The sequence below is a fragment of the Streptomyces sp. Edi4 genome, assembly GCF_040253615.1.
Lineage (GTDB): Bacteria > Actinomycetota > Actinomycetes > Streptomycetales > Streptomycetaceae > Streptomyces.
Window position 1 is genome coordinate 5,769,475 of sequence record NZ_JBEJGY010000004.1, and the last position, 13,014, is coordinate 5,782,488.

Here is a 13,014-nt window from a genome sequence, read left to right on the forward strand (position 1 = left end):
GGCGGAACCGCGCTGCGCCCCGGAGTCCCTGAGCCCCGGGGCGCCGCGCGCTCACCACAGCACCGGCAGCCGCTCGGGCAGGCGCTTGATGAAGCCCGTGCGCCACACCAACTGCTCGGCCGGGACCGCGAGGCGCAGCCCCGGCAGCCGCTCCACCAGGGCCGCGAGCGCCGTCCGCGCGTGCAGCCGGCCGAGACCGGTGGCGGGGCAGAAGTGGCGCCCGGCGCCGAACGACAGATGCGGGTTGTGCGCGCGGTCGAGGTCGAGGCGTCCGGGATCGGTGAAGACCTCCGGGTCGAAGTTGGCTCCTTCGACCAGGACGAGCACCAACTCGCCCTTCCTGACGAGGACGTCACCCAGGTGCACGTCCGCGAGCGCGAGCCGGGGCAGTCCGTCGCCGATCGACAGGTTCCAGCGCAGCAGCTCCTCCACGGCCCGGTCCATGCGCTCGGGGTGCTCGCGCAGATACCCGGTCAGTTCCGGGTGCTGGAGCAGGGCGAGCACTGCGAGGACCAGGAAGGAGGAGGTGGACACGGCGCCCGCGCCGAACAGGGAGACCGCGACCGTGGCCAGCATCTCGTCGGTCAGGTGCGCCGATTCCCGGTCCTCGCGCAGCGCGCCGAGCCGGCCGAGCAGACTCTCCGGCGGCACGTCGGGCGCGTTCAGCCGCTCCACCATGTAGCCGAGGTCCTTGTACCAGTTCAGGCCCGCGCCCTCGAAGGTGTGGGCGCTGGTCATGAAGGCCACATCGAGCCCGGACATGAGCCGGCGCCAGTCACTGAAGGGGACCCCCACCACGTCGCAGTGCAGGGCCGCGGAGAAGGGGTCGGCGAACCCCGCCCGCAGATCGGCCGGCGGCCCCTCGGCCAGCAGCGCGTCGGCCAGGGAGTCGGCCCGCGCGCGCATCCGCCCGGCGAGGCCTTCCGTGCGCGGGCTGAGGGACTTCATCACGGCGTCGCGCAGCCCGGCGCTGTTGATGTTGCCCATGTTGTTGACGACCTCGGGCGGGATCGTCAGCGCGTACTGGCGCGGGACCCCGGGGCCCGCGGTGTCCTTCAGGCTGAAGCGTTCGTCCTCCAGGACCTGGCGCGCCAGCGCGTGGCTGCTCACCAGCCAGGCCCGGTCGCCGGTGAGGGTGCGTACCCGGGCCACCGGCTGCTTGTCGCGCAGCCGGGCGCACTCCTCGGGCAGCACGTCGCCGCGGTGCGAGAGCGGGAAGTCGAGGACGGGCTCGGGGCTCATGCGGCGATTCCTTCCGGGCGCACCACGGCGTAGGCCTGGTTGCGGGAGGCGAGGAGGCCGCCGCCCTTGGCGTAGAGGAGGTCGGTCAGCGGGATCGGCGCGTGGTAGCACGACACCGACGAGGGAACGCCGAGGATGCCCGGGGTGTCCAGGAAGAAGGGGAGTTCCGCGGCGATGTAGTCGAGGCAGGCGGAGAGCCGGCGTTCGCTCGGGCCCGGGCCGGCGGCCTTCGTGGACAGAAAGTGCGCCGCCATCCGCTCGCAGGCCGCGCGGAAGGCCGGCTCCGTCGCCAGGAAGTGCCGCACCCGGCGGTGCAGCAGCCCGTACACCGTGTTCCCGGCGAACTCCGAGAGCCCGTGCACGCCGACCGGAGTGCCGTGCGGGCCGGCCTCCTCGACGCCGCGCACGATCCGGCGGCGCACCGCCTTCAGCTCCTTCGAGGCGCGGCGTGCCGCGTGGTCCTCCTCGTAGCCGAGCGCGCCGAACAGCTCGGCGACGTGCAGGTCGGCGTACACGACGTCGATCCGGGAGAACCGTGCCGAAGCCCAGCGGACGAGTTCGGTGATGCGGCCGGCGCTGAAATAGCTGTTCCCCGGACTCACACCGATGAGGACGTGATCGCCCTCGTCCCATATGTGGTGGCAACTTCGTGTGAACGGCCGCACGGTGAATGCTTCAGTGGTGATGGCCACGGCTGTAACGCCCCAGCGCCGCTAGTCCCTGGGAGCCCTGTGCTCCCGGTGTGGCGGCGACAGCGAGAAGTTATCCCGTGGTGGCGGAGCGTGAGGAAGCGGCGATGTGAGGTTGGCGCGAATTCCTCTTTGACGGGCGGAAAACCGTCCTCCGTATATGGCGAACAGTCAGGTCAGGGGGCCTGGGGCGGCGCGAAGGTCAGTGCCGAGGAGCAGGGCCTCCGAGCCGACCGGCCGGAAACCGGCGTCCTGGAAGGTGCGGACGCTGCGCGCGTTGCCCGGCGACTGCTGCGCCCGCAGCACGTCGTCCGGCACCAAGTGCCGTGCGGCGAGGGCGCGTTGGGGCGCCGAGACCCGGCCCCGCGCCCGCTCGTCCAGCTCGACGGCGACCTCCCGGCGGCCCGCGACCCCGCGTCCGAGTATCAGGACGCCGCCGTCCGCCGCCCCCACCCGTACGTCGTCCCGGAACTTCAGGGCCCGCGCGACCCGGGGTGCGCCGGGTCCTCGATCTCCCGCAGACCCCCCATCTCGTCCTCGTCCAGGAAGATCACCGAATGCGCGGTGAAGGCGAGGACCCCCGCGTCGCGCGGCCCCGGCTGCGCCACCAGCGACGTGCCGCCGTCGGGCTTGTGGCGCGGTGGGCGCCCGCCAAGGGTCGGCCGCCGCGTCGAGTGGTCGGATGGGCGGCTAATCTGACCGGCGTCAGAAACGCACCAAGCAGTGGCACCAACAAAGGGGTGGACCCAGTGGCGGACATCGAAGAGGCGCGCAAGGCGTTCGCGAAGCTCGACATCGACGGCGACGGGCGCGTCACCGCGAGCGAGTACAAGGCGGTCATGGCGCAGCTGGGCGACTTCCACGTCACCGAGACGGTGGCCCAGGCCATCATCAAGGCCAAGGACGCCAACGGAGACGGCAAGCTCTCCTTCGAGGAGTTCTGGGCGTCCCTGAACAAGTGATCCCCGCCGGCTCCGGTGGCGCACGCCCGCCCGTGCGCCACCGGAGCGCGAGGGCCGGATCGACTCGTGAGCACCGACGCCTTGCCGCATTGGCGGCAGGTAAAACGGAGGGTGGGTCAGGCCCAGCCGAGCTGGCTCAGGACGGTCTGGGCGAGAAGGATGGTGGACATGCCCGCGACAGCGAGTACGACGATGGTGGCGGCGACGCGGTAGCGCGGTCCGTTGGCCGCGGGGCCGAGGACGGTGCGGCGGTTGGTCAGGACCAGGAGGTAGACCAGGACGATCGGACTGATCAGGCCCTGGAGTACCTGGGTTCCGATGAGGAGTTGAATGACGTTGACCGGCGTGAGGGCGACCGCGGCGCCGAGGATGATCTGGCCGGTGAACATACCGAGGAACAGGGGTGCGTCGCGAAAGCGGCGAGAGACGGAGCGCTCGACCCCGGCGGCCTCACCGACCGCGTAGCTGGCGGACAGCGGAACCACGGCTCCGGCCAGTGCGGAAGCTCCGATCAGGCCGAACGCGAAGAGGAGTTCGGCACCCTGCCCGGCGACCGGTTCGAGTGCGTGGGCGGCTTGGGCGGCGGATTGCAGGGGCCCTGTTCCGCCAATGGCCGCGGCGGTGGCGATGATGATGGTCAGGCTGATGAGGCAGGCGAACACCGCGCCCAGGACGGCATCGGCCCGCAGGAGCTTGTAGTCCTCGGGTTTCGCGCCGCGGTCCACGACTCCGGCGGCGGCGTAGAACTGCATGTAGGGGCTGACCGTGGTGCCGATCAACGCGACCGCGAGCAGGACGAACGCCTGACTGCCCTCCATGTGCGGGATCACCAAGTGGGAGCCGACCCGGCCCCAGTCGGGGTGGCCCAGGACCATGGCGACGGGATAGGCGAAGAACGCCAACGACATGATCAGGAAGATGCGCTCGGCCCATTGGTACGAGCCGAAGAGCACCAGGGCCCACAGAAGCAGGGCGGCTGGGGGGACGACGGCCCATTTGGGTACGCCGAGGAGTTCGAAGGCGGCGCCGATTCCGGCGAATTCGGAGACGACAAGACCGGTGTTGGCCAACAGGAGGCAGAACACGGCGAGGGCGGTCATGCGGAGGCTGAACTGTTCGCGGATCAGGGCGCCCAGGCCTTTGCCGGTATGGGCGCCGAGACGGACCGCCATTTCCTGGACCATCACCAGGGCGATCGTGACCAGCACCATGAAGAACAGGGTGCCGTAGATGAACTGGGAGCCGGCTGAGGCGTAAGTGGCGATACCGGCAGCGTCGTTGCCGGCGTTGGCGGCCACCAGTCCGGGGCCCGCGACCGCCGACACCGCGACAATCCTCCGCCAGCCCTTTCGTGGCGCCGGTCGCCGCGTGCCGTCAGGGCCGCCGACGGCTCCCGCGGTGGTGTGCGCGTCGCTGGTCACTGCAAGAACCTCCGGAAGTGGCGCCGCCCGCGTTCGGGGCGAAGGGCTTCGAGAATGTCGTCGGCGAGCATGCGTCCCAGAGGGGTCTCGTTCTCGTCGATGACCAGCAGGGAGGAAGCGCGGGAGGCCAGCAGATGATCGGCGGCCTCGTCGACGGGGGTGTCGGGACGGAGAGCGATCCGCGGCCCGAACTGGGCAAGCCAATCCGCCATGTCGCCCATGGTCGAGGTGTCCTCGGCAATGGCGAGATGGAACAGCGGAACGTCTGTGACCAGCCGTCCGTCTGCGTCCACGACGGCCACGGCGTCGATTTCGGTGCGGTGCTCGGCCTGTTCGGCGAGCCTGCCCCGGACCTGGGCGACGCTGTTCTCGCGCAGCGCGGTGACGAGCCGGGTGGTCATGGCGCCGCCCACGGTGTTTTCAGGGCGGGCCAGCAGTCCGCGCAGGCCGGTGGCCTGTGCCGGGGCCATCCGGTCCAGGAGAATGCTGCGCTCGCTTGCGCCGAGGTCGCGCAACGCGTCGACGGCCTCGTCGGGTTCCATTTCGCCCAGCATCTGTGCGGCGTAGGCGGGTCCCGCCTCACGCAGAAGGTTCTCCAGCTCGCCGGGCTCCATCTCCTCCAGGGCGTCGGCGGCGTGCCCGGGCTCCAGCCAGGTCAGCAACTGCTGGCGCTCCGCACGGCCCAGATCCTCCAGTACGTCGGCGAGGTCCGCGGGCCTGAGCCGGTGCAGCGAGGCGCGAGTGCCGCGCAGGCTGACCTCGGCCGGCCCTTCCATGGCGTGTTCGGCGAACGGGGCCACCGACCGCCAGTCCAGTACACGCTCGGGGGTGGGCCGGACTTGCCAGCGCCGCGGCCCCAGCCTGCGCAGCAGCGTGGGCAGGGAGACGTCTACGCCGACCAGGACGGTCCGTTCGGCCAGGGGTGCGAGGTAGAGGTCGGCGGCGCGGGTGACCTGGATTCCGTCCACGTCCACGAGCTGGTGGTCGAGCACGTCACGGGCCAGCAGCACCTCACCGGGGCGTCGCTCGTACTCGCGCATGTCCATCCGCGCCGTCCGCAGACGTACCCGGCCCGCGTCGATCCGTTCAACGGCGTCGATGGGAAGGAAGGCGCGTCGGCGCCCAACGCGGATGACCAGGCCGGTCACCGGTGGATAGGGGTCCGGGCCGTACAGGCGGGCCACCACGTCGGCCATACGGCCGACGTCCTCCCCTGCCTGATTGGTGACAGGACCACCGACCAGGCCTGCTACGGACAGCAGGGAGCCACGCACCGTTCGGGCGGCGGTGGCTTGGCGTGCGAGCTTGACACGGCGGTCCCGCAGACGCGAGGAGGTGGTCATGAGCAGTTGGTTGGCAGACAGGGCGAGCCCCCTGAACCCGCCGTGGCGGGAGCGGGCGACACCATGTCGCCACGCGCGTTCCCCGTGCTGACCAACAGCGGTGGGATGCGGCGGTTACCTGGTGTCGCGGAGAGACGGCGAGGAAGACGACATGGAGGGCCGACTGTGACCCGGACTACTGTCCATCTCGCCTCCTTTGCTCATGAGCATCCGTGCTCTGCCATCCGACCTGCCGCCGGCACAACCGGCTCGCAGCTGTGGACGGCGCTCGCAAGACGCACCCCAACCTCCGCCAGGACGGGCTCAGATGAGTGTGGTGCGCTTCCGCAGCATACGGGAAATAGTTGCCCAGTTGCGCAAGTGGTGCTTAGATCCGGGCAACTGTCGAACAGGTGGGCTGCCGCATGAAACCCTCACGCCACCGACCCGCCATGGCCGCGACGGCTGGCGTGGCCTCGGTCTGGGCGCAACGCTCGAAACGCCGGGCCTCGCATACGCGCCACCTGAAGCACGGACGCTGCTCAGCAGCGCCATGGCCGGCACGGCTGCCGTCGGTGCGACCCTGTTCCTCGCCCGCCGACGAGCACAGCGAAGCGGTGCACCAGTGAACTCCGGCCCCGGGGAGGCGGCCTCCTGTGCGGACGCGCGGCCGGCGTTCCCCTCCACGCCATCGCACAGGACGCCCGGGCTTTCCGTGACCACTGTCCAACAGTGGATCGCCTCCCACCAGGACCGGCCGCGAGACTCCAAGCCCTGACGGCCATACCCGCTCCTGAAGCAGGGCGACAACGCCCCGGGCGACGCCCGCCTGCCCGCCCGCTCCCACTACACCGTTCTTGAGATTGCAGGTCATGACGACACGCACACGGCTATACCGCAGCGGCACACTGGCGCTGGAGGACTTCCCGGCCGAGGACATATCCGAATACATCGACGAACCAGGTGTGACGGTCTGGCTCGACCTGAGCGCACCGGGCCCTGCCGACTTCGCCATGATCAGCGAAGAGTTCGGTCTCCATGAACTGGCGGTCGAAGATGCCCGTCACGAGCATCAGCGGCCCAAGCTCGACCGCTACCGCACCCATGCCTTCCTCAGCGCCTACGCGGTCCGCACGGACCCGGACAGCGGACGCGTGTCCACAAGCGAACTGTCGGTCTTCGTGACCGAGAACGCGCTCATCACCGTCCGCCCCGATGAGCGCTTCAGTATCGAGGAGGTCGTCGAGCGCTGGGACAACAACGCGGACTTGGCCAAACACGGCGTCGGCTACCTCCTGCACGGACTCCTGGACCACATCGTGGACGGGTACTTCGCGGCCGTGCAAGACCTCGACGACCGCATCGAAGCCGTTGAGGACCTGCTGTTCGACGAAGGCCGCCAACAGATCGACACCGTCCAACGCGGCTCCTATCAGCTGCGCAAAAGCCTCTCCCGGCTGCGACGCGTGGTCCTGCCCATGCGAGAGGTGGTCAACAGCCTTCTGCGCCGTGACCTGCACATCGTGGCCGAGCCGCTGCTGCCCTACTACCAGGACGTCTACGACCACGTGCTGCGGGCCGGAGAGTGGACCGAGTCGCTGCGGGACATGATCGGTTCGATCATGGAGACCAACCTGACGGTTCAGGGCAACCGCATGAACCTCATCATGAAGAAGGTCACCAGCTGGGCCTCCATCATCGCCGTGCCAACCGCGATCACCGGTTTCTACGGGCAGAACGTGCCCTACCCCGGGTTCAGCACCCAGACCGGGTTCATCACGTCGACGGCAGCCATCATCATCCTGTCCGTCGTCCTGTACGCCGCCTTCAAACGCAAAGACTGGATCTGACGTGCTCCAGGGGCGGCGTGCGCGTGCCTGGGTACGCGCCGGGAAGGTTCTCCCGAAGAGACGGGCCCCGGGCCGCGAAGGGTCCCAGCGCGCCCGACGGCAGCACCCCGGTGCGTCTACAGTGTCGTAGACCGTAGGCTGGGAGGCGCCGAACAGGCGCCTGAGGACGCGTCGCACGCTGTGTGTCCTGGCGCTCCCCCGAATCCGGAAGGCACATGCCCGTGTCCGAAGACCGTCCCGGCCAGACCGGTCCGCCGACGCAGGCCCAGCGTCGGGACGCCGAAACGGGTCAGGCCCGGCGCGGTCGTTGGCGCCGCAGGGCCGCCGGCGGTTCAGTCTGGTATCTGCGCCTGGTCGCGGCGCTCAACCTTGTGGCCGTCCTCTCCGTGCCTTTCCGCTCGCAGGTGCGCATTCACAATGCCGACGGGCGCTACTTCACCCCGTACCTGGCGACAGCAGGTCTGGTCTCGGTGGTGTTGTCCCTCTTCCTGGCCCTGGTGATGCGGCGCCGTAAGCGCGCGGCGTGGATTTTCAACGTCGGCCTGGCAGGCGTGACGCTTGTCTCCATGGTCGTGCTGCTGGCTCTTTCCGACCCCGACGCCAGCTACCGCCGTCATCCTTTCAACTACTTCTCCGCCGGGCTGACCGCGCTGTTCGTGTTGATGCTCCTGGTGGGCCGCAAGGAGTTCGTCGCCAAGGGCGACCGGTCGAACATCGGTCTCGCGGTGGGCGTAGGGGTGACCTCGACAGCCTTCAGCGTTGCCCTCGGTACGGCATTGGTCACCTGGACCAACACGGTGTCAGGCTCCGCGCCGCGAGACCGGCTCGGTTACACACTCGCCAGGATGGTGACCCTGGAGCCGTCGGAACGGGCCCAGGAGCTGATTGCCGTCCCCCGCACAGTGGATGTGACGATCAACGTACTGAGCGCGCTGACGCTGATGCTGGTCCTGTACGCCTGCTTCCGCGCCCCGCGCGGCAGGGAATGGCTCAACGGCGAGGATGAGCAGCGGCTGCGCAGCCTGCTGGCCAAGCACGGAGACCGGGACTCGCTGGGGTACTTCGCCTTGCGACGTGACAAGACGGTGATGTGGTCCGCGAGCGGGAAGGCCGCAGTGGTGTATCGCGTCGTCGGCGGTGTCACGCTCGCATCCGGCGACCCCATCGGCGATCTGGAGGCGTGGCCCGGCGCCATCGAGCGCTGGCTCGGCGAAGCCCGGGAACACGGGTGGGCGCCCGCGGTCATGGGCGCTTCCGAGGAGGCAGGCGCCGTCTACGCCCGGCATGGCCTGAACGCCCTCGAACTGGGTGACGAGGCCATCGTCGAACGCTCCGAATTCACCCTTGAGGGCCGTGCGATGCGAGGCCTGCGACAAGCGTGCAACCGGGTACAGCGAGCCGGGTACACGGTCCGGATCCGCCGCCACCAGGACATTCCGGACGACGAGATGGCACGACTCGTTCAAAAGGCCGACCAGTGGCGCGACGGCGCCACCGAACGCGGCTTCTCCATGGCTCTGGGGCGACTCGGTGACGCGCTGGACGGGCGCTGCGTCATGGTCGAGTGCCACGACGCGAAGGGCGGTCTCGCGGCGCTGCTCAGCTTCGTTCCCTGGGGGGACAACGGGCTGTCTCTGGACCTCATGCGCCGGGACCGCGATTGCGACAACGGCCTCCTCGAGTACATGGTCACTGAGGTGCTGGCCGGCGCTGTCGAACTCGGCATCGAACGGGTCTCACTCAACTTCGCCATGTTCCGTTCCGTCTTCGAACGCGGCTCCCGCCTCGGTGCCGGGCCTGTCCTGCGGCTGTGGCGGTCCATCCTCACCTTCTTCTCCCGCTGGTGGCAGATCGAGTCCCTCTACCGCGCCAATGCCAAATACCGACCCATCTGGGAGCCCCGCTACATTCTGTTCGCCTCAAGCGGCGACCTGCCCCGCATCGCTCTCGCCGGCGCTCGGGCCGAGGGATTCGTCAGCGCCCCCCGCCTGCCCGAACTCTTCCGGCGCCGACACCCGGCCGCCACGCCAACGGCCCCTCAACAACCGTAGGGATCCGGCATCCGCCACGGTGGAAGCGGGCGGGTCCTTCCAGCTCCGTACCAAGCGCGGGCCGCGCGCAGTGGGCAGCGGCGGTCCGAGTTCACCAGGTGTCGGCGGCGACCTCGGGGCCCCCGGGAGTGCTGGTCGTCGGCCCTCGTGTCCTCCTCGTTCCCCTGCCCGACCGTCAGGCGGCCGACCAGGGCAGATGGAGAACTTGGACGCGAGTCTCTACGGTCGGTGCGTGGCTTTCATCATGGTGTGCGAGGACGACGCGGCGGTCCGCGGCATCCTCAAGCGCGCCCTGGAACACGACGGCCACAGCGTCGGCGTCTCCGCCACCGCCGACGGCCTGCTGCGGCAGCTCGTACCGGCGCCCGAACTGGTCGTCCTGGATCTGGGGCTTCCGGACGCGGACGGGCGCGATGTCTGCCTTGCCCTTCGGTCGCGCGGTGTCGATGTGCCGGTGCTGATGCTCACCGCCTTGGACGGCCTTCATCACAAGGTGGACGGCTTCGAGGCCGGCGCCGACGACTACATGACCAAACCCTTCGACATCCCGGAACTGCTGGTCCGCGTCCGAGCGCTGCTGCGCCGCGCCACCGTGGCGTTCGCACCGCGCGAGGTCGTCCTGGATCCGACGAAGCACGTGGTGACCTACGACTCGGTGAGCGCGAGCCTGACCCCGACGGAGTTCCGGCTGCTGGGCCGCCTGATCGCCTCGCCGGGCGACGCGGTACGCCGTCACGCCCTCACCGCTGCCGGCTGGCCGCACGGTGCACAGGTCAGCGACAACACCCTCGACTCCTTCGTGCGCCGGCTGCGGACCAAGCTCGGTCCGCTGGGTGTCGCCGAGCATCTGGCGACCGTCCGCGGTGTGGGCTACCGATGGCAGTGACGGGATTTCGCAGAAGGGTCGTCGCGCTCACGGTGCTGACCGCCACCGCCGTGGTCGCGGTCCTGGTCGTGGTCTCGCACGTGCTGCTGAGCCGGGTGACGGACGCCGACGCACATGATCTGGCGCGTACCCGCGCCGAGGCGGTCGCGGCGAACGTCACCACCGCGGGAGGCCGTGTCGTGCTGACGGAGAACGACAGCGAGGCGCTGGACGAGGTCGCCTGGGTCTATGCGGACGGCCGTCTGATCGACGGGAACGTTCCGCCCGGCATGGCCGAGCGCGTCGAGGCACTGGCCGTCGCGGGGCGGTCGCAGACCGCCACCGTCGCGCACTACCTCCTGTACGCGCGAAAGGTCCCGGTGGACGGCCACCGCGTCATGGTGGTCGTCCGGGTGGACCTCACGCCGTACGAGACGTCCGAGCAGCACAGCCTGACCCTGTCGCTGGTACTGGGCGGACTCGCGGTCCTGCTCGCAGGCTGTGTCGCACACCTCGTGGTGCGCCGGGCGCTGCGGGTCGTGCACGACATGGCGGCCCTGGCCGACGACTGGGGCCACCACGAACCCGGGCGGCGCTTCGGCCTCGGGGCTGCCCGCGACGAGTTCGGGCAACTGGCGCAGACCCTCGACCGCCTCCTGGAGCGTGTCGACACCGCGCTGGCGGACGAGCGCCGGCTCACCGACGAGATCGCCCACGAGCTGCGGACACCGCTCACGGTCCTGCGGGGCGAGGCGCAGCTGGCGCAGCTGGCCGGTGAGCCGGTGGCGCCGGAGGCGGTGCTGAGCGAAGTCGACCGCCTCAACACGGCGATCACGACGCTTCTGCGCGCCGCGCGCGCACGGACGGACGCCGGAACCCGGTGTGATCTTCGGTCCGCCGCGCGGCAGGCGATCGCCGGTCGGGCGGTCGAGGTCGCCTTCCCTGCCAAAACCGAGGTCGCCGTGGCGCCCGACGTCGCCGTGTCGCTGCTGTCGCCCCTGCTGGAGAACGGACTGCGGCATGCCCGGTCGCGTGTGTGGATCACCGCGCGCGTCCAGGGTGAGGCCGTCGTGGTCGATGTCCTGGACGACGGCCCCGGGGTCGATCCCACCGAAGTCGACCGGGTCTTCGAAGCGGGGGTGACCAGCGGCGACGGATACGGCCTCGGGCTGCCGGTGGTGCGGCGTATCGCCGCCTCCGCGGGGGTGGAGGTCCGCGCGATCGCCGACGGGCGCGGCCACATCGAGGTGACGCTCCCGGCCGCCGAAGCGCCACGCAGTCAGCATGCCGCCACGTAGTCAGGTTGCTTGCAGGTTCCGTGCGTCAGCCTCCCCGCATGACAACCACAACCGAAGCACGCACGCGCAGCGGGCGGCTCATGCTCAACAAGGTCCCCGAGGTCACCATTTGGTTCTGGGTGATCAAGGTCCTGTGCACGACGGTCGGTGAGAGCTTCGCCGACTGGATCAACACCCAGCTGGGCGTGGGCCTGGTGAACACGGCCTGGATCTTCACCGCGGTCTTCGTGGTGGTCCTGGCCGTCCAGCTGCGGCTGAAGCGGTACGTTCCGTTCCCCTACTGGCTGACCGTGGTCGTTGTCAGCGTCACGGGCACTTTGTACACCGACATCCTGACCGACCAGCTGAACGTGCCGCTGTGGATCAGCTCCGCCGTCTTCTCGGTGCTGCTCGCGGTGGTCTTCGGCGTGTGGTGGCTGCGGGAGCGCACGCTGTCGATCCACTCGGTCACCACGCTCCCGCGGGAGTCGTTCTACTGGCTGACCGTCCTGGTCACCTTCGCGCTCGGCACCGCGACCGGCGACTGGACGCTGGAGCTCACCGGCTGGAGCCCGGGCGTCTCGGTGCTGCTGCCGCTCGGCCTCATCGCGGCCATCGCGGCGCTGCGGAGGTTCGGCGCGAACCCGGTGCTGGCCTTCTGGCTCGCCTACATCCTGACCCGCCCGCTGGGCGCGAACATCGGCGACTGGCTCGCCTCCCCCAAGGCCGCCCAGAACCCGGGCGACCCGACCGGTCTGGCGCTGGGCACGTTCACCACCAGTCTGATCTTCCTCGGCCTGATCCTGGCGACGGTGGTCTACCTGACGGTGACCCGCTCGGACGTCACCGAGACCCGCGACACGGCGCACGCCGCACAGGCCGCCGGCGACCCGCGCAAGGAGCGCGTCGCACTGGCCGGCTTCGGGGTACTGGCCGTGGCCACCGCGGCCCTGCTGAGCTGGGCCCACAGCCAGCCGCACGTCGGCCCGGCGCCGGAGAGCGACACCACCTCCGCCGTCCAGCTGGCCCCGGGCCAGGCGGTGAAGAACTTCCCGCCCGCGAAGGTCGGCGCGCTGCGCAACCTCGCGTCCACCTCGCTCAAGGACGCACGCTCGGGGGACGCGGCCGGTGCCCACGCGGCCGCCCAGTCGCTGCGTGACCTGTGGGACGCCGACCAGGACTCGCTCCAGCCGCTGGACGACACCGGCTGGACCTCCGTCGACGCCCAGATGGACAAGGTGCTCAAGACCTTCGGCATCGACCACTCGAACCCGCCCATGTCGCCGGCGCGGCAGGAGAGCGAACTGAACACCCTCCTGGCGGACCTGGGCTGAC

Annotated in this window: 10 protein-coding genes and 1 pseudogene; 6 read left to right on the plus strand and 5 right to left on the minus strand. The window is 69.9% G+C overall.

Going from position 1 to position 13,014, the window contains the following annotated elements:
* Positions 1-51: 51 nt before the first annotated feature.
* From ABR738_RS28305 to ABR738_RS28315, 3 genes and pseudogenes are all read right to left on the minus strand, one after another.
* Entirely contained in the window at positions 52-1,242 is a 1,191-nt protein-coding gene (locus tag ABR738_RS28305; RefSeq protein ID WP_350232772.1) for a cytochrome P450, read from the minus strand.
* Positions 1,239-1,934 carry a tRNA-dependent cyclodipeptide synthase gene (locus ABR738_RS28310; protein WP_350232773.1) on the minus strand — a complete coding sequence of 232 codons (696 nt, stop codon included), beginning with the start codon at positions 1,932-1,934 and terminating at the stop codon, positions 1,239-1,241. Before ABR738_RS28310 ends, ABR738_RS28305 begins: the two co-directional genes overlap by 4 nt.
* A 168-nt stretch (positions 1,935-2,102) precedes the next feature.
* Positions 2,103-2,626, minus strand: a pseudogene (locus tag ABR738_RS28315) (hypothetical protein).
* A gap of 54 nt (positions 2,627-2,680) precedes the next feature.
* On the opposite strand from ABR738_RS28315, the gene ABR738_RS28320 reads away from it, so the two are divergent.
* Complete coding sequence (locus tag ABR738_RS28320; protein ID WP_053726211.1) at positions 2,681-2,893, plus strand: EF-hand domain-containing protein; 213 nt, start codon at positions 2,681-2,683, stop codon at positions 2,891-2,893.
* A gap of 116 nt (positions 2,894-3,009) precedes the next feature.
* Here the strand turns inward: ABR738_RS28320 and ABR738_RS28325 are convergent, their stop codons facing one another.
* Together ABR738_RS28325 and ABR738_RS28330 are read right to left on the minus strand one after the other, a co-directional pair.
* Entirely contained in the window at positions 3,010-4,218 is a 1,209-nt protein-coding gene (locus ABR738_RS28325; protein ID WP_350232774.1) for an NRAMP family divalent metal transporter, read from the minus strand.
* Positions 4,219-4,310: 92 nt separating this feature from the next.
* On the minus strand, positions 4,311-5,657 hold the full coding sequence (locus ABR738_RS28330; RefSeq protein ID WP_350232775.1) for a magnesium transporter MgtE N-terminal domain-containing protein: 1,347 nt from the start codon (positions 5,655-5,657) through the stop codon (positions 4,311-4,313).
* Between the two features lie 851 nt (positions 5,658-6,508).
* Between ABR738_RS28330 and ABR738_RS28335 the strand changes: the two genes are divergently transcribed.
* The 5 genes from ABR738_RS28335 to ABR738_RS28355 all read left to right on the plus strand — a co-directional run bounded on the left by ABR738_RS28335 (position 6,509) and on the right by ABR738_RS28355 (position 13,013).
* Entirely contained in the window at positions 6,509-7,486 is a 978-nt protein-coding gene (locus ABR738_RS28335; protein ID WP_350232776.1) for a magnesium transporter CorA family protein, read from the plus strand.
* A 215-nt stretch (positions 7,487-7,701) separates the two neighbouring features.
* Complete coding sequence (locus ABR738_RS28340; RefSeq protein WP_350232777.1) at positions 7,702-9,537, plus strand: phosphatidylglycerol lysyltransferase domain-containing protein; 1,836 nt, start codon at positions 7,702-7,704, stop codon at positions 9,535-9,537.
* A gap of 232 nt (positions 9,538-9,769) precedes the next feature.
* Positions 9,770-10,423 carry a response regulator transcription factor gene (locus ABR738_RS28345; protein ID WP_350232778.1) on the plus strand — a complete coding sequence of 218 codons (654 nt, stop codon included), beginning with the start codon at positions 9,770-9,772 and terminating at the stop codon, positions 10,421-10,423.
* The gene (locus tag ABR738_RS28350; protein ID WP_350232779.1) at positions 10,414-11,700 is read left to right on the plus strand and encodes a sensor histidine kinase; all 1,287 of its coding nucleotides are present in this window, start codon (positions 10,414-10,416) and stop codon (positions 11,698-11,700) included. Before ABR738_RS28345 ends, ABR738_RS28350 begins: the two co-directional genes overlap by 10 nt.
* A gap of 38 nt (positions 11,701-11,738) precedes the next feature.
* A complete protein-coding gene (locus ABR738_RS28355) occupies positions 11,739-13,013 on the plus strand; it encodes a COG4705 family protein (RefSeq protein WP_350232780.1) in 1,275 nt (424 codons plus the stop codon).
* The last annotated feature ends 1 nt before the right edge of the window (position 13,014 follow it).